This is a genomic window from Paenibacillus brevis (assembly GCF_018919145.1).
GTDB classification, from domain to species: Bacteria; Bacillota; Bacilli; order Paenibacillales; family Paenibacillaceae; genus Fontibacillus; species Fontibacillus brevis.
Genome location: NZ_JAHLQJ010000017.1, coordinates 92,130 through 115,342 on the forward strand (window position 1 = coordinate 92,130; position 23,213 = coordinate 115,342).

Annotated in this window: 12 protein-coding genes; 8 read left to right on the forward strand and 4 right to left on the reverse strand. The window is 49.8% G+C overall.

Going from position 1 to position 23,213, the window contains the following annotated elements; translation table 11 throughout:
• Positions 1 to 74: 74 nt before the first annotated feature.
• Positions 75 to 5,459 (reverse strand): CBM35 domain-containing protein, encoded by a 5,385-nt coding sequence (locus tag KQJ23_RS18460; protein WP_216480381.1) that lies wholly within the window; start codon positions 5,457 to 5,459, stop codon positions 75 to 77.
• A gap of 343 nt (positions 5,460 to 5,802) precedes the next feature.
• Between KQJ23_RS18460 and KQJ23_RS18465 the strand changes: the two genes are divergently transcribed.
• The 4 genes from KQJ23_RS18465 (at position 5,803) to KQJ23_RS18480 (ending at position 9,720) form a co-directional block, all read left to right on the forward strand.
• A complete protein-coding gene (locus KQJ23_RS18465) occupies positions 5,803 to 6,480 on the forward strand; it encodes a response regulator transcription factor (protein WP_216480382.1) in 678 nt (225 codons plus the stop codon).
• Complete coding sequence (locus tag KQJ23_RS18470) at positions 6,477 to 7,850, forward strand: sensor histidine kinase (protein ID WP_216480383.1); 1,374 nt, start codon at positions 6,477 to 6,479, stop codon at positions 7,848 to 7,850. The genes KQJ23_RS18465 and KQJ23_RS18470 overlap by 4 nt, the downstream gene beginning before the upstream one ends.
• Before the next feature lie 65 nt (positions 7,851 to 7,915).
• Positions 7,916 to 9,043: an ABC transporter permease gene (locus KQJ23_RS18475; protein ID WP_216480384.1), complete on the forward strand. Its 1,128-nt coding sequence runs from the start codon at positions 7,916 to 7,918 to the stop codon at positions 9,041 to 9,043.
• Positions 9,040 to 9,720, forward strand: a complete 681-nt coding sequence (locus KQJ23_RS18480; protein ID WP_216480385.1) for an ABC transporter ATP-binding protein — start codon at positions 9,040 to 9,042, stop codon at positions 9,718 to 9,720. The genes KQJ23_RS18475 and KQJ23_RS18480 overlap by 4 nt, the downstream gene beginning before the upstream one ends.
• 70 nt (positions 9,721 to 9,790) lie before the next feature.
• Here KQJ23_RS18480 and KQJ23_RS18485 read toward each other — a convergent pair whose 3' ends face one another.
• Positions 9,791 to 12,433 (reverse strand): alpha-L-rhamnosidase, encoded by a 2,643-nt coding sequence (locus KQJ23_RS18485; protein ID WP_216480386.1) that lies wholly within the window; start codon positions 12,431 to 12,433, stop codon positions 9,791 to 9,793.
• A gap of 105 nt (positions 12,434 to 12,538) precedes the next feature.
• Between KQJ23_RS18485 and KQJ23_RS18490 the strand changes: the two genes are divergently transcribed.
• Both KQJ23_RS18490 and KQJ23_RS18495 read left to right on the forward strand, forming a co-directional pair.
• A complete protein-coding gene (locus KQJ23_RS18490) occupies positions 12,539 to 13,435 on the forward strand; it encodes an AraC family transcriptional regulator (RefSeq protein ID WP_216480387.1) in 897 nt (298 codons plus the stop codon).
• A 413-nt stretch (positions 13,436 to 13,848) separates the two neighbouring features.
• Positions 13,849 to 19,674, forward strand: coding sequence for a pullulanase X25 domain-containing protein (locus tag KQJ23_RS18495; RefSeq protein ID WP_216480388.1), 5,826 nt, complete (start codon positions 13,849 to 13,851; stop codon positions 19,672 to 19,674).
• Positions 19,675 to 19,998: 324 nt separating this feature from the next.
• On the opposite strand, the gene KQJ23_RS24015 is transcribed toward KQJ23_RS18495, so the two are convergent.
• Positions 19,999 to 20,130 carry a hypothetical protein gene (locus KQJ23_RS24015; protein WP_283571204.1) on the reverse strand — a complete coding sequence of 44 codons (132 nt, stop codon included), beginning with the start codon at positions 20,128 to 20,130 and terminating at the stop codon, positions 19,999 to 20,001.
• 65 nt (positions 20,131 to 20,195) lie between these two features.
• Positions 20,196 to 21,122, reverse strand: coding sequence for an ArsR/SmtB family transcription factor (locus tag KQJ23_RS18500; protein ID WP_216480389.1), 927 nt, complete (start codon positions 21,120 to 21,122; stop codon positions 20,196 to 20,198).
• Positions 21,123 to 21,294: 172 nt separating this feature from the next.
• Between KQJ23_RS18500 and KQJ23_RS18505 the strand changes: the two genes are divergently transcribed.
• A complete protein-coding gene (locus KQJ23_RS18505) occupies positions 21,295 to 22,791 on the forward strand; it encodes an alpha-N-arabinofuranosidase (RefSeq protein WP_216480390.1) in 1,497 nt (498 codons plus the stop codon).
• A gap of 8 nt (positions 22,792 to 22,799) precedes the next feature.
• On the forward strand, positions 22,800 to 23,105 hold the full coding sequence (locus KQJ23_RS18510) for a DUF6171 family protein (RefSeq protein ID WP_216480391.1): 306 nt from the start codon (positions 22,800 to 22,802) through the stop codon (positions 23,103 to 23,105).
• Positions 23,106 to 23,213: the final 108 nt, after the last annotated feature.

Consider the following 23,213-nt stretch of genomic DNA (forward strand, 5'->3'; position numbering starts at 1 on the left):
AGGCGCTCCCCCTGACAACATCAGGGGGAGCGCCTTAGTTATAGCTGTTGGCAGAGCCGACAATAATGCTTGGCTTATCTCAAATAATTCAGCAGCATCTGTGCAGCTTCAGCACGGGTAGCGGAAGCTTTGGGTGCGAAGCTGCCATCGGCTCGCCCGTTCACAATTCCGAGCGAAGCTGCTGCCGCAACGTGATCCGCAGCCCAGCCCGAAATATCCGCAGCATCCGTCATGGATAGTCTGTCCGCAGCTTCCGGAACGGCACCATGCTGCAGCCGGTATGCCCGCATCAGAATGACCGTCATCTCCTCGCGGCTGATCTCCGCCCCCGGGTGGAAAGATTCCGGAGTCCGGCCGATAATCAGACCGGCTTCCACCATGCCGGAGAGGGCCTGGCCGTACCAGGCGCCAGCCGGAACATCGGCGAAGGAGGTCGCGCCGCTGCCGTTGAATTGCAGTGCACCTGCCGCCAGTTGTACGAATTCAGCCCGTGTGATATTCCGGCCCGGCTGATAGGAGGTCTCCGATACTCCTTTGATCAGGTGTTTCGCGGACAATTCACGCAAAGCTTCAAAAGCCCAGTGCGTTGCGGGAACATCGCTAAATTGCTTGGTGTACTCCAGCAGCGCGTAGGTGCCGTTGCCGTCAAGAACCGCATTCATTCGTCCGGCTTCCGCTGCTCCGCCCAGATAAGTGAGCGTGCCGTCGCTGCCTGTCAGATAAAGGCCCAGCAATTGCGGATGTAGTCCTTCATCGGCCAGCCAGCTTAGGCTTACCGGTGCAGTTGCCTTCTGGAGACGGTGTGCTGTTCCGTCACCTGCGTTCAAGCTCAGATCGAAGTTCAACAGCTTGCCCTTGAGATTTACGCCTGCTTCTGTCTTCAGGACAGCATCCTCCAGCTTTGTCAGCTCCGCTTTCAGCACAATCTTGGGCCCGCCCTGCCCGGTTGCAGGTAGTAATGCGGCCAGCTGCTTCAGGAGTTCCGGCTTCAGTTCAAGAGTTATTCCGCCGTCTCCCTGCAGCCGGAGCCTCTGGCTTCCCAGCAGTTCTCCGGCATTTACCGGAAGCTCAACGACAGCAGCCTTGCCTACCTGCACAGTTACGCTTCCATTCTCCGTAGGGTTGCTAAGTTGTTCAGCCGAAATAACTGCGGCCGAAGACTGTGGTGTTGGTATCGGCTTAGGCGTTGGTGCAGGAACCGTCCCGGTTACCGGAGGGCTGGTCGGCGCTGACGGATCACGATAAATGTTCAGTTTAATCTCTGCCGAGCTGATCGTATCCGTATAAGATCGGCCGTTAATAGTCCGGGTATTGGTGACCTGCACCTTGTATGAGCCTGCATCGGAGAGCTGAGTCCGTCCGAGGGTCAGGCTGCTGCTGCCGAGGCTTTCCAGCATCAGATCGTTCTTCAGCCAACGGTAGCTCAGCTCTCCATATACCGAATGAGCTACGGTGGTAAAGGTGACAGCATCGCCTTCCTTCACCGGATTACCGGAGACCGTGAACGATTCAATCACTGGAATATCATGCAATGGATATACTTTGAGCAGCAGCTCCGTTCCGGTGATGCGTTCCGGCGGGGTCATTCCTTTACCGGTCAACACAACACGATATTGCGACCCGTCGTCCTCGACTCCCGGTGCGAAGCGGTATACCGCACCGGTAACACTCGGGATCGGCAGCCAATCACCGTCCGGCTTGCGCTTCATTTCCCACTCTATAGACTCCACGTCTCCTGAGGGTTCGACCAGAAGCGTTATAGGTTCGCCCTCGACGGTCTCAATCTGCGTCGGTAAATCTACCGTGAATGCCGGTGTAATCCATTCCGTGTCTGCCGGGAGCACCTGCAGAATAAATTCCTGCTCTCCGGTCAAACCGTTTTCATTCGTCACGACGACCTTGTACTTGTAGCCGCTCATCTCTTCCGTTAATCCCGGAAGTCTCAGTTCATCGCCCACTTCGATGGGTGCGCCGTAGCCTTGCCCTTCATCGACATACCAGGCATAGGTCAATACCCCGGCCCCCTTGCCGGCTGCACGGAGTACTCCGTCGGCTCCAGCTCGAAGTGTGCCCTCACTGACAATCTGCACCTCCGGAGGCCCAAGGGTCCATTTCGCAGTCAGCGTCAGTACATTGGACACGGTCTGGGTTGCAAAGTCCCATTTCGCTTTTGTGGCATCGCTGTACCAGCCCTCCAGCGCATAACCTTCTTTCGTTACGTCCGGAGCAGTTAAACGTTCGCCGTAGACAGCCTGAACAACCGTCTGCGCCGGACTTCCGCCATTGGCGTCAAAAGTGATGTTATAGCGCTCATTTTGCTCGGTCAATGCGCTGATTTCACTATTACTGAGGTTGCGGATTTCAATTTTCATGCGTTGATTATCATTTGCCTGGTCATCCGCTACCCTCACCGTTGCGCCGTCACTCTTGGATGCGCCTTCAATCGTGATTACTCTGTTATTGCTTTTGTTAACAATTTTATAGTAGTTACCGTCTTCTTCCAGCCTCCATTGTTGAGTATCAGGTATAGAACCGGAAGCTCGGATATTCTGACAGAGCTGCTGTATCGGCGAGCCTGGAAGAATGTCGAGGACATGTCCGCTTTGAACCGACTGAATCTGGTAATACCCCGTACCAAGATCGAGGAATCTCCACAGCTGGTTATTTCCGTCGCCATTGGCCCACTGGTTAATTACCGCCAACGGATCACTTGACACTCTATCCACATCCAAGGCTTTTCCGCTGTGCTTCGGCTGGATTTTTACCATCTTTTCAGGATTGATTTTCTTGGCAATCGAGCTCATAAACCCGCCGCTGGTCTTGTCAATGGTGAGGCTGTCGATATTGAATCTTCCCGTATCTCCCTGTTCACGGATGAATTCAATGACATTTTTTCCCGCATTCAGGTTTACCGGATCCATACTGTTACTCCAGGTATCCCAGTCCGCTGTCGGAAGTAAGGAAACTTGTTTGATTCTCTGCCCGTTGACATACATCGTCATGGTTATATTTGAACTCTGTGCACCGGAATACCGCAATGTTGATGTATAGGCAGCCGTATTGGGGACGTTCACTTCGAACTTGAGCGCATCGCCTGTTTGCTCAAAGCCGCCTACAAATCCGTTGCCTTCATACCATAAATGATCTTTGGCAATCTGTAGTCCAGCTGATCTGGTTGCATCTTCTGCTTGATACCTCCAGGGAGTACGCTTGTTAAGATGAATGCTGTCAATATTAATAATGCCTGAATTGTCGGTTTCATTTTTGTAGGTGATAATGTTCTTTCCCTCTTTGAGGCTTAAAGTCTCAAGCTGCTCCTGCCAGACCGTAAGTCCGCCGGTAGGAGGGAGGGTTATACTTTTAACATACGAGCCGTTCAAGTATAGCCCCAAGGTTTTGCCTGCAGCTTCTTTCGCATATCTCAGCTTTACATCATAAGATGCCTCGTTCTCGACATTCACAGCAAATGTCACGGATGAGTCCGCTCTGGACAGCCCGGTTACATAACCGGTTCCCATATTGCCGTCTTTGGCATATACCACTGCAGCATCATTTGAACCCGTAGTTGTTGCATCTTCTGCACCATAATGCCAGGTAGATGCTTCGGTAACAGCAATATAGTCTAGATTGACATTACCGGTATCGCCGTTGTCATACCTGTACGTGATCGTATTTTCCCCTTCTTTCAGGAAAACATTGTCATAACGGTCGGCCCAACTATCCCAGCTTTTTAGACTAAAGAAATCTACCTGCTTCATTTTTTGCCCGTTGACATACATACTCAGCGTTCTGTCATCATCAAATCCTAAGCTGTAGCCCAGCTTAACCGAATAACTGCCTGCAGCAGCGGCATTCACCTTGAAGCTTACTGCAGAATTGGAAACCCACAGTCCTCCGACAAACCCGGTCCCGCTGTAGCCCGGATGGTTTGAATCTGCCATTGCATTTCCGGACAATTCGGCATCTTCCGCCTCATACATCGCAGTTTTTTTGATGATCATTGCATCCAGAGCTAAAGTGCTCTTACCGGAGAGTCGGATCGCGTTGCTTCCGGCGTTCAGCCTAACGTTATAAGTTGTATGAATATCGAAGTTTGCATCAAAGCCCGGATTCGGGGCAAAGGTAAGGTCTCTGGCTGCCTCCTGGTTGACGCCTAATTTCATGGTAACGGCATTGGCTTCCGGATTTTTATATCTGAAGTCCAGGGAGTAGATGCCATGATCCTTGGCGTTAACGGTAAACTCTATATAGTCATCGGCGCTGTTATTGCTGTATTTCTCATACACCGCGCCTGAAGCATAACTACTGTTCCCAATAACTCTGGAAACACCCGATAGATTTGCATCTTCTGCTTCATAAATTTGACTTTTTTCTTCTCCGGAAGGCCTGTTCAGAACAGTGCCGGGGTTAGAGGGGATACCGAGATTTATGAAGTCATTGTCATCCCAGTGTATTCGCTGCGCTCTTATTCCTCTGTTTCCGCCGCCCTGTCCATGGGTCGGGATTCCGTGGTACATTAACCAATCCTCTGTACCGTCTTCGGACTTCAGGAATAGGGGCGATCCCGGTCCATAGGAACTGTTCTCATCCGAGCGTTTCAACGCAGGCACCGGATGTTTCCGCCATGAATCGGGATTCATCACATCTGCTGTTGCATCAGCTACGGAGACGCCGACCGCATAGTTATCATTCATAAAGCTGCTTACCGAATAAGCAAAATAGATTTTGCCGTTCCTCTCTACTACGGCAGCGCCCTCGTTGATGCTGTCACCGTGTTTTTCCCAGTCGTATTGCGGCATAGCGACGGTAGTCTCCTGACCTTCCAATGTCCATGGATTCTTCATTTTAACGATGGTTGGACTCTCGTCAAATTTAGTCTTGGCAGGATCATGAGGATCAGGAAAATAGTAGTATTTGGTATAGGTGAAGTAGCTTTCCCCTTTTATGGATACGATACCGCAGGCCAAGCCGTAGCCCTCTGTATTCAGAAGTCCCTTCTTAATCGTAATTTGTCCGTCGCTATCGGCATTGGCGGATTCTCCCTTGAGCTCCCAGGTTCCTTCAAACGGATCGGGTGATGCGTTCTCTAGCACGTATGAGCTGGGATGTCCGTAACCAAAGTCATTCTCTGGACCGGAAGTGAAATAAAGATACCATTTTCCTTCCAATCTATAGATATAGGGACCCCACACGTATCCAAAGTTGCTCGGTTTTTCCCATACTATCTTGCTTTTCGCGGTGGACACGCCAAGAATGGTTTCATGTCTTTTTAAAGTGATATTATTATCTCCGGAAGAAGCAGAATAGTAATAACCGTCCGCAGCTCTGGCGATGGTCGGGTCTGCGCCGCCCATCAGCGGGTTTGTGAAATTGGAAGTTACATCTGCATTAGTAATGCTTGACAACACAAATGAAACTATCATCACAATGGGAAGAATGATCAGACTTTTTTGTCTCATTGCAATCTCCTTCTCTAGTTAATTGAATGATAAATTCATGCATGACACCGCAATGAATGAAAACGCTTGCAGTTTTTTTGTAGCGCTACACATTCATTATAAAATAACCATGGCACTGTTTTTCGGCATCATGTTTTATGATATTTTGAGGAGTTGTGCTTGCTAAAGAAAAGTTTCGGATGAACATTCCGCGTTCTTGATTTTTCTTTAGCTTTCTTATGATTTTTTGACCTTGCGGCCTAATACAGTCCACTTGCGTCTGCAATTCGCAGTCATATTCCAAACCCATTATACTAAGACTATTGACGGTTATTTCGGTTATGAAGGGAATGAGGACAAGCTTATGAAGCAAGTGCTGATCGCTGACGACAATGTGAATATCAGGGAGCTCCTTCGTTATGCGCTGACTAAGGAGGGCTATCAGGTGCATGAAGCACAGGATGGGCAAGAAGCGGTTAAGTTGATGGGGCAGGCTCCGATGGATCTCGCGATTATAGATATTTTAATGCCCGGGATGGACGGTTTTGATTTATGCGAATATATCAGGAACGACTACAATATTCCGATTATTATGCTTACTGCGCTGGATCAACTGGCAGATAAGAAAAGGGGTTATATGCGCGGGACGGATGACTACGTGACCAAGCCGTTCGAGCCGGAGGAGCTGGTGTTCAGGGTCAAAGCGTTATTCCGCCGTTACAACCGAACCTCGGATAATATCATTAAATTGAATCGCATTACGATTGACCGGAATAACTTCGAGGTTTCCGACGGACAGTCTGTATTCATCATGCCCATGAAGGAATTTGAATTGCTATCCCAGCTTGCCCAATATCCAGGGCGTCTGTTCTCGAGGGACGAACTGATTCGTCTAGTATGGGGAGAGGATTATGAGGGCGATGACCATACCGTGGTCGTTCATATCAAGCGGCTGCGGGAGCGTTTTGCGGATTATACAAGCGACTTTACGATTCAGACGGTCCGGGGGATCGGTTATAAGATCGAGGTGAAGACACCATGAGATCGTTGTACTCCAGGGTTTTTCTCATTACGGTCGCCGTTATTCTAGCCAGCAGCTTGCTAGGATTCATCATTTCGAATGTGTACTATCATATCCAGCTTAAGTCCTTCAATGATCAGAAGCTGGTCACCATTGCGGAGCAAATTAAAGAATATGCAGAGGATGATCCTGAGCGAATGGAGGACTATCTTCATAATGCTGCCGCGCTTGGGTATGAAATCTATCTGACGAATGCCCAAGGTGAGGACCGCTTTTTCGGCAGCGAATTTCGAAAGCAGGATTTGAGCAGACAGGCTATTGATCAAGTGCTGAACGGAGAGGTCTACCATGGCGTAGCCCAATTTCCCAATAAGCTATTTATTACGGGCTTTTTCGATAACCGGTTAAGCAATACGGTTGGGGTTACCGTTCATCTGGATCAGCAAATATATGCTCTGTTCATGCGCCCGGACGTGATCTTGCAGTTCGGCGAATTGCGCATTTTCTTCGCTCTGATCGGCTTGCTTACGGTGGTTATCAGTATCGCTCTATTCATTTTCAGTACCAGATACCTGGTAAAACCGATCACTCAATTGACGGAAGCGACCAAGCAAATAGCCGCAGGCAACTACAATCTTCGCTTGCCGGGCACAAGACGTGATGAAGTCGGGCAATTAGCCGGACATTTCATGACGATGAGCCGGGAGCTGGAGCGGGTGGATTTATCGCGCCAGCAGTTTGTATCTAATGTATCCCATGAAATCCAATCCCCGCTCACTTCGATTCAAGGCTTTGCCAAGGTGCTCGCCGACGACAGTCTTTCCCCGTCAGACCGGCAGCATTATTCGACGATTATTGAAGAAGAAAGCCAGCATCTCTCTTTGCTTAGCAGACAACTGCTCCTGCTCTCCTCCCTGGAATCCGGTCAGGAGGCTATTACCCGAACAACCTTCTCTCTGCTTGGCCAAATTCGGCAGGCAGCCAAATTGCTGCAATGGCAGTTGGAGGAAAAGGAGCTGTCGCTCAAAATCTCTGTGCCCGACACGATCCAGCTTCACGGCGATGAAGTGCTGCTCATGCAGGTATGGATGAATTTGCTTGGCAACGCGGTAAATCATATTCCGAACGGAAGATCGATTGAGATCCGCGCCGAGCAGACTGCTGCTCATCATTTGATCCACATCCGTGATACCGGAGATGGGATTGAAGACGAGCATCTGCCTTTTATATTTGATCGTTTCTATCGGGCGGATCCTGCACGGAAGCATACTGGCCGGACAGGGCTAGGTCTTTCCATCGTGAAAAAAATCATCCAGATCCATGACGGTCAAATTGAGGTGACCAGTTCATCGGAGGGGACCCTCTTTACGGTGTCTTTACCGCGGCTGTAACCTGTTGTTTATTTGCTGTTTATTTTCGCTTCCTATAATTTGCTCATACCAAAGGAGGGAAGCATATGTTTTTAGCGCTTAGAGAGATGAGATTTGCCAAGGCAAGATATATCCTGATTGCTATAATAATGGTGCTTGTTGCGTTTCTCGTATTATTCGTCACAGGCCTTGCTCAAGGGCTTGCTTATGATAATGCTGCTTCTGTAAAAAATATGGCGGCTACTCATTTTGTAATGGAAGATAACTCGAATCACCGATTTACCCGGTCACAGATCGACGAGGAGCAGCTTGATGCGGCAGCGGCGGTTGTAGGCGATCAGAATGTGGAGCCGCTCGGAGTCAGCATGACGACTGTCATTCCTGAGGGGGAGACGGTGAAGCTGGATATTACGCTGCTTGCTGTTCGGCCGGAAGGCTGGTTGATGCCTGAGCTGACATCCGGTACCAAGTTCTCTGATTTATCGAAACGTTATGTTCTTGTCGATCAATCGATGGCTGAGGATGGGATAGATATCGGTACGGTGCTTGTAGATCAAGCTTCAGGAGCGGAGTGGACGGTCAATGGATTTGTAGCCAATGAATCCTTTAGCCATACCCCTGCGGTATTTCTCAGTGAGCAAGACTGGATTGATCTTCAAATGCAGTCCCCAGGTCATCCAGGTGCTGATGAGGCTGCAAGTAACACCCGGTACAATGCGATTGCCGTAAAGGATTCGGCGGATCAGTTGACCCATTTGCAGGAGGTCTTGCCGGGAACGGAGATAATTACCAAGTCGGAGGCTATCTCAGCCATTCCGGGTTACAAGGAAGAACAGGGTTCACTGCTGATGATGATTGGATTCCTGTTTGCCATTTCTGCATTTGTCCTGGCCGTTTTCTTCTACGTTATTACCATCCAGAAGACAAGCCAGTTTGGTATTTTAAAGGCTATTGGCACTCGAACTTCCTATCTGGCAAAAAGCGTAGCGCTTCAGGTTCTGGTTCTGTCGGTCGGCAGTCTGGCTCTAAGTATTCTGATCGTTCAACTATTCAAGGCAGTCTTGCCTGACTCCATGCCATTTCAATTGGGCTGGCTAACCATGGTGATTACCAGTGTCTCCTTTATCGTTATGTCACTTGGCGGCTCCTTATTTTCCGTATGGAAGGTAACTAAAATAGATGCGCTGGATGCGATTGGGAGGACTGCGGCATGAGACATCTGCTTGAATTGCAACAAATTACGCAAACCTTTGAAGATGGAGGGAGCGAAAGAAAGATATTGGACAACCTGAATCTGGAGGTATCCGAAGGAGAAATAATCGCCGTGATGGGCCCGTCCGGATCAGGAAAGAGTACCTTTCTGTCCATTGCAGGCGCATTGTTGGCACCGACGGGCGGCGATGTTCGGCTTGAGGGCACATCTATTCTTAATAGAAGCAAACTGGAGTTGTCAGAGCTGCGTTTGCGGAAAATCGGATTTATCTTTCAAAGTGCAAATCTGATCCCGTATTTGAAAGTACAAGAGCAGTTGCAGCTTGTTGCCAACCTGGCAGGTCAGGTGAAGGCTCAATCCGCAAAGCGTTCAGCTGAATTGCTCCGCAAGATGGACCTGTCCCATCGGCTACAGGCGTATCCGGACAAGCTTTCGGGCGGGGAACGGCAACGGGTCGCTATCGCGAGAGCGCTGATGAATGATCCGGCAGTCCTGTTTGCGGATGAGCCAACCGCCAGTCTGGATGCGGCCCGCGGACTGGATGTGGTCAACCTGATTGCGCAGCAAGTAAGGGGACAAGCGAAAAGCGCAGTGATTGTAACGCATGATGAGCGAGTGTTGCCGCTGTGTGACCGGGTATTGTTTTTGGAAGAGGGCAAGCTGGTTGCGGGGAAATAATCGCACATAACAGTAAAAACGGCCAAGGAGAATTCTTTGGCCGTTTTGCTGATTGATTTCTTCATGAAGCTCACTGCTGGATAGCATGGATAATTTCGTACTGACCGGTCTTGAGTACCATGTTCACTGTCCGGTCTTCTTCCTTGTAAGATAGACTGCCTGTCTCGAGCGATATTCCGTTTACCATGATGTCCTTGCTATCCGCATCCAGAAGTACGAGGTCGGCCTCGGCATGGAAAGGAATGCGGAACCGGTAATGGAGACCGTCCTCTTCATAGCTCCAAGCGCTCTCGTAGAGTCCCGAAGCTGTCCTCAGGGATGCCTTAACATGCTTCAGAAGGGGATTTGGCTGAGGGGCAAGCCGAATTCTTCTGAAGCCGGGGGCGTCCTCCAGCGGCTGGATTCCGCACATATTGCGGTACATCCATTCCACGATGGAACCATACGTATAATGGTTCAACGAGTTCATGCCGAGCTCGCCGAATTTCCCGTCGGGAAGCAGCGAATTCCACCGCTCCCAAATCGTCGTTGCTCCCATCTTGACCTCATAGAGCCAGCTCGGATATTCCTCGTTAAGCAATAATCTGTATGCCAGATCGTTGTGCCCGTTTTCGGATAAAACTCTGCAGATATAAGGCGTCCCTACAAATCCGGTCTGTAAATAGAACTTGTTCTCCTCCAGATTTCGGCGCAAGTCTTCGATGATTCGCGCCCGGAACGATTCCGGAACCAAATCCATGAAAAGGGCAAGAATGTAAGCGGTTTGGGTATCCGCCGCCAGTCGTCCTCTCGGGGTGACGAATTCTTGGCAGAAGGCTGCTTTTACCTCAGCCGACAGCTTGAAATAATCTGCTGCCATGCTGTCCTTGCCTAATGCCTTGGCTGCTTTGGCGACAAGCTCCGAGGAGTAGGCATAATAAGCGGTGGCAATCAGATCGGTTGGTGTTCCCCCGAACGGGTTGAATTCCCCCTCCCCGTCCAAGGCAAGCCAATCCCCGTAGTGAACACCGGTATTCCACAGCCTGCTTCCGTTATCCTGCTTTCTTATCCAGTCAACATAGCCCTTCATGCTGCTTAGCTGTTGCTCTAATATGGCCGTGTCTCCATAGTGGAGATAAAGGTTCCAAGGAATAACGGTCGCGGCTTCGGACCATGCACTGGAACCGGTGTGCGAATCCTGTTCGTTCATGCCGAAGCTGGGAACGGTAAGCGGAACAATCCCGCCCATTGTAGCCTGCTCTTGGGCCAGGTCATACAGATACTTATGAAAGAAGGCATTGCAATCCATATTGAAGCAGGCGGTGCCGGAGAACATTTGGGCATCTCCCGTCCAGCCCATCCGCTCATCCCGCTGCGGACAGTCGGTAGGCACGTCCAGGAAATTCCCCTTTTGCCCCCATAGGGCATTCAGAATGAGCCGGTTCACCATCGGGTTAGAGGATTCAAGAGCTCCCGTCGGTTCCAGGTCGGAATAGACGACACATCCGGTAAAGTCCTCCGTCGTCACTTGCCCGGGCCACCCCTCTACCTTCACATACCGGAAGCCGTAGAAGGTGAAGTAAGGCTGCACCTCATCGGGCCGTCCATTCGAGATATAGGTGAATTCCGCTTTGGCGGACCGGAGATTGTCCCTGTAAAAACAGCCCTCCTGCATTTCCTCGCCATATTGAAGCTGTATGACGCTTCCTTTTGGAGCCTTATTTTTAAAGCGGACCCACCCCACCATATTTTGCCCCAGATCGAGAACGGTTTCGCCTCTTGGCGTATGAATCACCTTTATGGGCTTCAGTTCTTCCTTGATCCTTACCGGCAGGCTTCTGCGGGCCTCCAGCAGATTGAAATCGATGTCGAGGCAGCGGACTCCATCCCAACCGGCGTGATGGAAGGAGGGAGAAGACCATTCCTCGATATATTTGCCAGCGTCTTGAACCTCCCCATCATAAAGATTGCTGTCCAATATTTGCGACGGCGCGCATCTCCAGCTCTTATCCGAGCAGATCGTGTCCTCGCTGCCATCCGTATAGGTGATGACGAGCTCGCATAACAAGGCAAAATGTTTTCCGTAATAGCCGTCCGTTATGCCGTTAAATCCAAACCTGCCTTTATACCAGCCGTTGCCCAGCATGGCGCCGATAACATTTTCCCCTTGGCGGATGTGGTCGGTAACATCAAAGGTCTGGTATTGAATCCAGTTGTTGTAGCTGTTGCAGTAAGGCGTGAAGTATTCGTCCCCGACCCGCTGTCCGCTAATCTCCGCCTCATACAGCCCCAACCCGCAAATATATAGCCTTGCCCGAGCGATGTCCTTATGAATGCTGAAGCCTCTTCTCAGGAGCGGATGAACAGATTGCTCCTGCCAATCGGGCGTAATCCATCTCCCCGTCCAAGCCTCATCCAGTTTGGCGGTTTCAAACCAGGCCACAGGGCTGGCCGCTTCACCGCGGTCTGTCCAGACATGGACCCTCCAGTAATAGCGGGTGCGGGGTTCCAGGTCCAGTTCCGGAGAATAGCAGATGCTGTTGATATCCTCTCTTTTTCCGCTGTCATGCAAAATATTCAAGAACGCCTCATCCAGGGCCACTTCAACCCGGCAAGCTTGCTGGATTGTCGCACCCTCGGCTCCAGGCTCAACAATCCAGCTCATCCGGGGCTTGCTTAATTCGTAACCCAGCGGATTCTCGATCCTGTTGCATTTCATCTCCTGAATAATCAATCCATTCCCTCCTCTTCAAGATAACAGGAATTTGTACACTCCAATTGTATCCTTCGGTTTCCATGAATTCATGGGGCTGTATTATAATTGTAGGGGGTGAATTTTATGAATCATGCTTCAATTTACCGGGATACCGGAGAACAATTTTTCCGGCACGGGCATTCCATCTTTCTGAATTACATTTCGGAGAGCCCTAAGCCGCATCTGCATGTGCATGACTTTATCGAAATTTCTTATGTCGCTTCCGGAACGGGGGTTCATATTCTGGGAGATAAAACCTATGAGGTTGGCAAAGGCGACTTGTTCCTGATCAACTACGATGTGCCTCACGAATTCAGGTCGTTCGATTCGCCCTCCGCAGCCCCTCTGGAGGTGTACAACTGTGTATTTAAGCCTGATTTTATAGATGTAAATCTGATTGATTACATGGACTTCAGCGACGTAATTCACTATTTATCCTTTCGATCCATCTTCACTATAGAAGCAGACCATATCGACGATGTGAAAATACTGGGCGGCGGAAATTCGGCGATTGAAGCGATCTACCGGAAGATGCTGGAGGAGTTTACTGGGCAGGAAGAGGGATATGTCGAACTTCTCAGAGCTTATCTTATCGAGCTTCTTATTCACATCTTCCGAGCGCTTAAGAAATCGGGCAAGGCCGGAGGCGCTGCGATGACGCATCATGCCAAGCTAATCGAACAATCCAAGCAATATCTCAGGGCGAACTATGCTCTCGGGGCCAAGCTGAACGAGCTGGCTTCCCAATCGTTCCTGAGTCCGACCTACTTCTGCAAGCTTTTTAAGGATTATACCGGTACGACCATTTCGGAATACGTTCAGGGCCTTCGAATCGAAGAGGCCTGCCATCTGCTTCAGCATACAGACGAGAAGATCATTGCGATCGCACAAAAAGTGGGCTATAAGGACATAAAGCACTTTAACGAGGTGTTCAAAAAGCTGACAGGTATGACGCCAAGCAGCTATAGAAAAATGATGTAAATCTATATTTTTCTTGCAATAAAAGCGCTTTCTAGTAAAATACAATTAAGTCCTTCCGTTTTGCTATTTGCGCAAACGTTTTCTTGAAGAAGAAGGGTTATTTTGAATTACACCTAGTGTTCTACATACGAATCAAATATGCCTTGGAGCTTGAGAAGGCTGATTTTTCGGCATATTGTGACATGCTGCTGTTTACGTAAGGTCATTACTATAATGGAACTTTCGCGGCAGACGTCATTTTTGTCGAGTTTGCGCAATCGTTTGCATAAAAAGTGAAGGCATTATTGGATGTTTAGTACGGTTTCTTGTAGCTCTGTATGCCGGAAGGAGGGGAGATCGCCAGAAGCGGAAGGGTGCATGAATTGTTGGTGAGGGTCGGACTTTGAGACTTTGAAACGAAGGGAGAAACAACGGTGAGCAGACGTTCTCTATCTAAGCGCACATTTATCATGACTCTGGTGTGTGCCATGTTTATCAGTTTATTTTCGCAAGCGTTTACATTTTCTCCGGCAAGTGCCGCCAGCGGCGATCCGGAACCGGCGGTTGTTGTCTTGGTTGGTGATTTGCAAAGTGAATTGAACGGCACCGATTGGTCGCCTGGAGATAATACGGCCAGGATGATTTACGATGGCAACGGGTTTTATCATTTTACCGGGACTCTGCCGGCAGGTAATTACGAGTACAAGGTAGCTTTGAATAACTCCTGGGATGTAAGCTACGGGGCGAACAAGGGCGGAGATAACATCAAGCTGTCCTTGGCTGCTGAGCGGGAGGTGACCTTCTACTACAACCATAATACACATGCCATTGCGGATACGACGCACTATACGCCTTTGAGTAAGGACCAGCTTCCGCGTCTGGTAGGCTCCATCCAGTCTAAAATCGGAGACTCCGCTGATTGGGATCCCGCCGGAGCCCAGGCCCTCTTGCGAGATGCTGAATTCGATAACAAGGTCTATACCGTTACCTTGAATGTGCCGAAGGGCAGCTATGAATACAAGATAGCGCTAGGGCCTTCCTGGGATGTCAATTATGGTGCAGACGGCGTCAAGGATGGCGGCAATATCAGCTTGAATGTGCTTGAGGATACCAAGATCACATTTACTTATATAAATGACGCAACGCACGCGATCTACACGGACTACAGCCCGGGCGGTTCAGATGGCGCGGTTAACGCAGCCAAGCTGTATCATCACACTTGGGATAAGCTATATCGCGCTCCATTCGGAGCTGTTTCAGCCGGGGAAGAGGTCACACTTCGTTTGCAGTCAAAGTCCGGCGACTTGACTCGGGCGAGAGTGCTTCTGAAGAATTACACGAGCGGTTCAAGCAAGCTATACAATATGAGCAGCGCAGGCACGGCAATGATCAATAACGAGGAAGTTGAAATTTGGGAAGCATCCGTTACTCCCTCAGCTGTAGGTGTATATGGCTATAAATTCCTTGCCGGTGACGGGGACGCTCAAATCGAATACGGCGAAGATGCCGCTGAAGGCGGAGCCGGGAGCGCGGTTGCAAGCAATGCGGGATATTTCCAGTTGACGGTATATGACCCGGCCTTTAAAACGCCGGATTGGATGAAGGAAGCTGTCGTGTATCAGATTTTCCCGGACCGCTTCTTTAACGGAAATCAGGATAATGATCATGTCAAGGATGAACATGGCTCAAGGGGGCCTATGCCGATTGAGCATATGGACTGGAGCGAGCTGCCGGATAATCCGGATATGAAAAACGAACCGGGCTATCAGGGAGACGGAGAATACAATAACGACTTCTTCGGAGGGGATATTGCGGGCATCCACGCCAAGCTGGATTATCTCGAATCTCTGGGTGTCAATACGTTGTACCTTAACCCTATAGCAGAGGCTTCCTCCAATCATAAGTACGATGCAGCGGATTGGAAGTCACTGGATCCGATGTTCGGAACCGCTGAGGAGTTCGAGGTGTTTACTGCCGAGCTGCAAAAGCGCGGCATGCACTTGATTATGGACGGCGTATTTAACCATACCGGCGATGATTCCATCTATTTTGACCGTTACGGCAAATATCCGACCATCGGGGCATACGAATATTGGTCGCTTATTTATGACCTGATGAATGATCAGGGAATGACCGAGACTGAGGCGAAGGAACAAGCGGCCAAAAGCCTTACGGAGGAAGGACAGACTTTTAGTCCGTATGGCTTTGAGAACTGGTTTAATATCAAGAACAACAAGGTGGACGCAGGAACGGCTAATGAACGGTACGAATACCAATCCTGGTGGGGATTTGACAGCTTGCCTGAGATTAAATCGGTGCCGGGGACTGCGGTCAATTATGACAGTGAGCTGAATAATGAGCAATTTGCGGATTACATTTTCCGGGATGATGACTCTGCGGCAAAAATCTGGCTTACACTCGGTGCTTCCGGCTGGAGGCTCGATGTAGCCAACGAGGTTGATCCTGCATTCTGGCAGGAATTCCGGACGGAAATCAAGGATAAGAAGCTGAACGGTGGCAAGGACCCATTGATCCTCGGAGAAATCTGGGACGATGCCTCCAAATATTTTCTCGGTGATCAATACGATTCGGTCATGAACTACCGCTTCCGCGGAGCCCTGATCAATTTCCTGAAGAACGGAAATGCCGAATCGGCGGATAGTACACTGATGGCTGTAAAAGAGGATTATCCGAAGGAAGCATTTTATGCCTTGATGAACCTGATGGGCTCACACGATACCGCAAGGGCCGTATTTGTTCTCGGGGGCGGTACCGACAGCTTTGAACGGGCGGAATTTGATAAAAATTATAACTACGAGCTCGGCAAGAGCCGCTTGAAATTGGCTTCCATCTTCCAGATGGGGTACCCGGGGGCGCCGACAACTTATTACGGGGACGAGGCCGGTGTAACGGGCTCAAGTGATCCGGACAGCCGCCGCGTATATCCTTGGGGAAATGAGGATACGGATCTGATCGAGCATTACCAGAAGATCGGCAAAATTCGTACAGACAATAAGCAATTGTTCGCTTACGGGGAGTTGGAGACCCTGTATGCTAGCGGAGATGTCTATGTATACGGACGCAAGCTGGATAATCAATACGCGATCGTGGCGATTAACCGAGGCAGCCAAAATCAGACGGTAGAACTGGACCTGCAAGGACAATTGAAAAACGGGATTCATCTGACCGACCAGCTGAATAGCAACTACAAGGTGACAACGGCCAATGGCGCTCTTACCTTGACCATTCCCGCGATGGATGGACGCATGCTGACTGCGGATGCCGGACAATCGCTTGCTTTGCCGGCACCTGTAAGCAATCTGACTGGAGCAGAAGGCGTTAGCTCGGTAACTCTTCAGTGGAGTCCAAGCGGAGATGCCCAGGAATATCATGTATATGTTTCCACCATTCGCGGCAGCTTGCATGAACGGATCCTTTCGGAAGAGATCATTACAGGTACCAGCGCTTCTATAAGCGGTCTCACCAATGGGAAGAAGTATTACTTCATGGTTACAGCTGTGGATGGAAACGGGAATGAATCTCCGGTGACGGAGAGCAGTGCACTGGTTCCGCACTATTCCTGGAATTCCGGAGACTATTACATTAGTCCTGCGACAGTAACCAGCTCCGTATATGTGGACCTGGAATATGACCAAAGCGTCACTGCCGAGGTGTGGATTAAGGATGCTACTGATAAGTTCCTAGCAGAAGGTCTTCAGGCGAAACTGCAAATCATCGTGCCCGGCGGGATGGATTGGGAGCCGCTTCCGGCCAGTTATGCAGGCCAGGGCGGAGGATATGGCACAAATAATGTATTCAAAGGGACCTTCACCGCTTATGAAGCGGGTGAATACCAGTATCGGGTGGCTTTTTCAACGGATGCCGGAAGAAATTGGATGTATACAAATATTGAAACGGTGACGATCGCCCAAGATCCGTCCGACAAGATACCGCCAGTTGTAGACATTACGCTGGATCAGCCTTTGCAGGAATCAGGACAGGTCAATCTCGCTTGGTCAGTTACCGAGGTTGTGTATCCTCAGCCGAAATCAACGCTCCAACTGTCTTCTGTATTTGATGCAACCACCGAGAATGCAGAGGGCACCGATCTGATGGATGCAATTCACGAGGCTGCGCCAACTGTAGAAGCAGAGCTGGCAGCCTTTGGCGGCGAACAGGGAGCAGATGAAGCCGCATATGACTCGGTGTTCTTATACCGGATTTTCCGTAATGGTGAGCCCATCGCAGTGGTGAAGGGCGCTGCTCTTCACACCTATCGGGATTATGATGTGGAGAACGGAACCACCTACACTTATTTCGTTCGGGCTTACGACAGAAAAGGCAATTCTGTGGATTCGAATATTGTGGCGGTAACTCCTGATCTTGTGATGGTAGAAGTGACCTTTAAAGTCCATGCGCCGGATTATACGCCATTGAGCACACCGATCACGATTCCGGGCTCGCAGAATAACTGGGATGTGAATGCATGGGAAATGAGCCGTAACGGGGCCACTTCGGCGGATTGGGAATACACTACCTTCATTCAGGACGGAACTTCGATTACCTACAAGTATACGAAGAACAAAACCTGGAACGAGGAGGGTCTGGCAGATCACACTCCGTATGATTCTGCGATCGATCATGATGTCAGTTACTACGGCTACGGAGCTGAAGGTACCGATCTTAATGTCTTGATCACTAACCAGGGCGGAAACAAAATGGTGATTGAGGACTCCATCCTCCGCTGGATCGATCAGCCGGTTGTGGTTACTTCACCAATGGATGGCGCATCTCTAACCACAGATACAGTGACCATCAGAGGAAATGCTATCAAAGGCGGCGATCTGAAGATCAACGCGCAAGCGGTGAGCATTGCCGATGACATGAGCTTCTCGAAAGAAATTAACTTGAAGAAAGGTGTCAATACGATTACTGTCTCGGTTGCTCCGGACAGAGCAATCTGGGATACCGTCTTTACAGGGAACAGCGAAGCAATCGGCAAAGCAACCTCTACGCTCACCTTAACGGTGACAACTACGGGCGGAACGGTTGATGGAGGAGGCGGAAATCAGGGCAACAATGGCAATACCGGCAGCACGGGAAGTGCGGGAAGCTCCGGCAATGCAAATCACTCAAATAGTCGCATTCAGATTAGCGAAAGCACTCTAAAGGCGAATGACGGCACGGGAAAAGTTGTGATTAGTATGGAAAATGGAGTCCGCGAGGTTGCCCTGCCTGCTAATGCAGCTGATTTACTGCAAGGGCAAAGCCTTGAATTTGTAAATGGAGAAGTCAAGGTACAGATTCCGGCAGACGTATTGGAACAGTTAAAGCAGCAGCTTCCAGCGGACCAATGGAGTACGGCTGAAATCATTTTCAGTATCGACAGACTTTCTGCCGAGAATGCAGCCTCGTTGCTTAAGGCAGCGGAAGCCATGCTCCAAGCGGTTCGCCTGACAGCAGCAGGCGATGTTCTGGATTTCAACCTAAAGATTGTGCCTAAGAATGGATCCGCTGTGGTCTTATCCTCCTTTAACAAACCGGTAACTTTAAGCTTGGTTGCAACCGGTACGACAAAGCCTGAATTGCGGGGGGTATACCATGTGGCAGACAGTGGGCAACTGGAATATGCAGGAGGAAGCAAGCAAGGCAGCAGCATGACGGCCGAGGTTTATCACTTCAGTAAATACGCCGTGCTGGAATATGACAAAATCTATCATGATGTACCATCTTCCTTCTGGGCTTCGGATGTGATTAAGCAAATGGCGGCAAAACACATCATCGAAGGCGTGGGCGCAGTTTCATTTGCGCCGCAGCAAGACGTAAGCCGTGCGGAATTCGCGGTGATGATCGCCCGGGCGTTGGATCTGAATACGGAGGCTGCTTCTTCGAGCTTTGCCGATGTAGACAGCTCCAAATGGTATGCCGGCCCTGTAGCTGCCGTAGCGCAAGCGGGGATTGTATCGGGGCGCAATGCCTCTGCGTTCGATCCGAATGCGGCAATCAGCCGTGAGGAAATAGCAGTAATGATCGTCCGTGCATATCAATACGTGAATGGCAAATCTGCAGAGCAAGCCAAGAATGCAGAATTTGGTGACAGTGCAAAGATTTCAGACTGGGCGAAGACGTATGTGAATCAAGCGGTGGAGCTTGGGTTAATGCAGGGCCGGGGCAATCTGTTGTTTGCGCCTCAGGACCAAGCGACCCGAGCAGAAAGTGCCAAGCTTCTGGCTGCGCTGCTTCAAGCAAATAAACCTTAAGCTATCCTGCGCTCAATTGAATGAATATCATCTAAAGAGTTGAACTATTGAATTTTACGTTTTGAGGGCAACGTGTGAAGTGTGCTTACGATCGCTCTTGTTCGCGGATTTCTCTAATTGAACCAAGATAATAGGAGGTAGAAATCGACTCACAAAGGCGAATGCTTCCGCTTTATGCTTCCGAAGCAGCTTTCTTCCAGAAAGCTTTTAACACTTTGCTCTTATGCCCTTTCTACGCAGTCTATATAGTTCAACTATAAGTACGCCCCTTGAGAAAGCATGGAACACCCCCTGGGATTTCAAATCCAGGGGGTGTTCACGCTGCTAAGTGGGATTGTTCGACTGATGCACGCTTCCAAGCGCAACTTGGTGAAAGGACAGGGGATGGGCGAAGGAGATCGCTCCGACCTTCATTCCATCGGCCAGCCCCTTGCCCTTCAGTAATAGCGCCTTCATCTAAAACTACTCCTTTGGGATATTCTAGTTCTATTCGCACGTTGCCCCAGCATACAACCGTTAGTTCAACTGCTAGAGGAGGGTGCTTCTTGATAGAACAGCTCCAGAATCAAATGCTCGTTGTAATTACCGAATCCCTTACCGAATAAAGTGAGTCCGCCCATGTGCACCGCATCCTTGTCAACGGCAAAGCGGAATGTCCATTGTTTCCTTCGAATGTCAACCTGATCAAGCGTGATGTCCGACAGCTTGATCCCGTCCATAAAGGTTCCTTCATGATTAATTCGCAGCTGCTTCAATAATCCGTACTGGTTAATAGCGCTAGGCCACCAATCCGGCGTATACTTTCCGCGCTGCTCACCGTAATCGCCTGGACTCGTCCATATACCGAGGGGAACCCCGTTGAAGGCGAAGGAAATATCCGACGGATAATTTTCGCTAATGCCCGGAGCTTCAGATGCAATCTCGAAGGTGAATACAAGCTCGGTGGGAGCTTGAGTGGATAACAAATAATTGGGGGCTTTATATTCGATAAAGCCGTGTCCAAACCAAAGGATCGCAGCATTAATCCGCTCAGGCTCCCAAAAGTAGCGGGGATCATCAAAGCCGCCGATAAACTTCTCCGTCGTAGCCAGTCCGCAAGTAGGCTCGATGTAAAAATCGGAATAGTGGCCTACCGGAATTTCTACCCGGTGACAATGGCGCTCCGGCGCGTCGTCAATCCCGGGAAACTGAATCTGAGCTTCGGTAACGGCAAGAGAGCACACTTTTTGCAGACCGCTTTTCCCCGGGAGCATCTGGGTTGTGATCAACCCGGCTTCGTCCAGCTTACGGACATGCATGGTCATAATAGCGCTCGATAAGCCGATGGAAGCAGCCAGTTCCTTCACATTCATGGAACGATCGGCCAGAAGGCGCAGCACTTGCAGCCGGACAGAGCTTGCCAGCGCCTCATAAACCGGAAGTGATTGTTCGCTTAAATCAAGATTCATCTTCTTCCGTCCTTTTCGCATGATTAATAAATATATTATCTATAGTTTGTGATTTTGACAAGAATAAGGATTTGAACAAAAAAATGAATTGACTGAAAAGAGAAAAGGTAACTATAATATTATTGAAGTGACATATTGATTAATATTTTTATTAATTAAGGAGTGATTCGGGATGAGTTTGCAAGGGATACTGAACACCGATCTTGGAAAAGGAACGATTCATCGTCATATTTATGGTCACTTTTCCGAGCATTTGGGGAGATGTATTTATGAAGGCATCTGGGTTGGCGAGGATTCGCCCATTCCTAATACAAAGGGGATTCGCAACGATGTTGTGAAAGCGCTCAAACAGATCCAGATTCCTGTACTGCGTTGGCCGGGAGGATGCTTTGCGGACGAGTATCACTGGAAGGATGGCATCGGCCCGAAAGAAGAGCGGAAACGCATGGTGAACACGCACTGGGGCGGGGTGGTTGAGAATAATCATTTTGGTACGCATGAGTTCATGGAGCTGTGCAAGCAATTAGGCTGTGAGCCTTATATTAACGGGAATGTGGGCAGTGGAACCGTTCAAGAAATGTCCGAGTGGGTTGAATACTTAACCTTTGACGGAGTATCCCCAATGGCAGAGCTTCGAGCGGCCAACGGTCAGGAGGCTCCTTGGAGGGTAACCTATTTTGGCGTGGGGAACGAGAATTGGGGCTGTGGGGGGAATATGCGCCCTGAATATTATGCCGATCTCTATCGCCGCTACCAGACCTATGTGCGCAATTACGGAGACAACAAGATCCACCGCATCGCCTGTGGCCCGAATGTGGATGATTACCATTGGATGGAGGTCGTCATGCGTGAAGCAGGAAGATTCATGGATTCCATCACGCTTCATTATTACACCCTTCCGAATGATAGCTGGGCAGACAAGGGCGAAGCAACAGGGTTTGATGAAAAAGCATGGCATACGACGCTGAAGAAAACCTTACGGATGGATGAACTGATTACCCGTCATTCGGCGATTATGGATCAATATGACCCTGAGGGACGTGTAGGCCTGATCGTTGATGAATGGGGAACCTGGTACAATGTAGAGCCCGGAACCAATCCCGGATTTCTGTATCAGCAGAATAGTATTCGCGATGCCCTGGTAGCCGGGCTGAACTTTAATATCTTCCATAAGCATAATCGGCGCGTGCGCATGGCGAATATTGCCCAGACCGTCAATGTTCTGCAAGCTGTTATCTTGACGGAAGGCGAGAAGATGATTCTTACCCCGACTTATCATGTATTTGATATGTACAAGGTTCACCAGGATGCCGAGTTGCTGGAGCTTGCTATGGATGCTGGCAGCTATAAGCTGGATGACAGCGAAATTCCAGCTGTAACGGGAACCGCTTCGCGAGATGCAGAGGGCTGCATTCATATCAGCCTGTGCAACTTGCAGCATCATGCTGAAGCGGATGTGGCGATTAATCTCCGAGGATTGGCTGCAGCGCAGTGGCAAGTAGAAGGAATTACACTGGCCGGAGACCGAGTGGATGCTCATAATACCTTTGATCAACCAAACAACGTCGCACCGAAGACATTTGAGGCTTGTAGTCTGGAAGGCGGCAAGCTCCATGCTACACTGCCTGCTATGTCGGTTACGACGCTGAAGCTGGCGCCGAAGGCGTAAGAAGTCTCATGGCGGACAATACATGCAAAGCCTGCCGGGACAATTACAAGGTAACAGAGACGCAAATGCAGCGCATTTTGCAGACCTCGGCATTTGCTCTGGAGCGAAGAGTCGACATGCAGCAGTATCAGGAAAGGCTGCATCTGTGCAGCACTTGTCCCAAGCTGTCTGACGGTGTAACCTGCACGGCTTGCGGCTGCATCATCCCAGTGGTCGCCTGGTTGAAGGAACGGGCTTGCCCTTTGCCAGGAGGAGGACGCTGGGGCAAGCTGGCAGATCAAGAACCTGCCTCTGTGGCAACTGCTGCAGAATGAGCTGCTAATCCGAGTTAACAAAGGAGGCCCCCTGCGTCCAATGTCATTAAGTTAGGGTGCTGGTTCAAAAAATCAAGAAAAAGAGCAGGTTATCGAAAGATAGCCCGC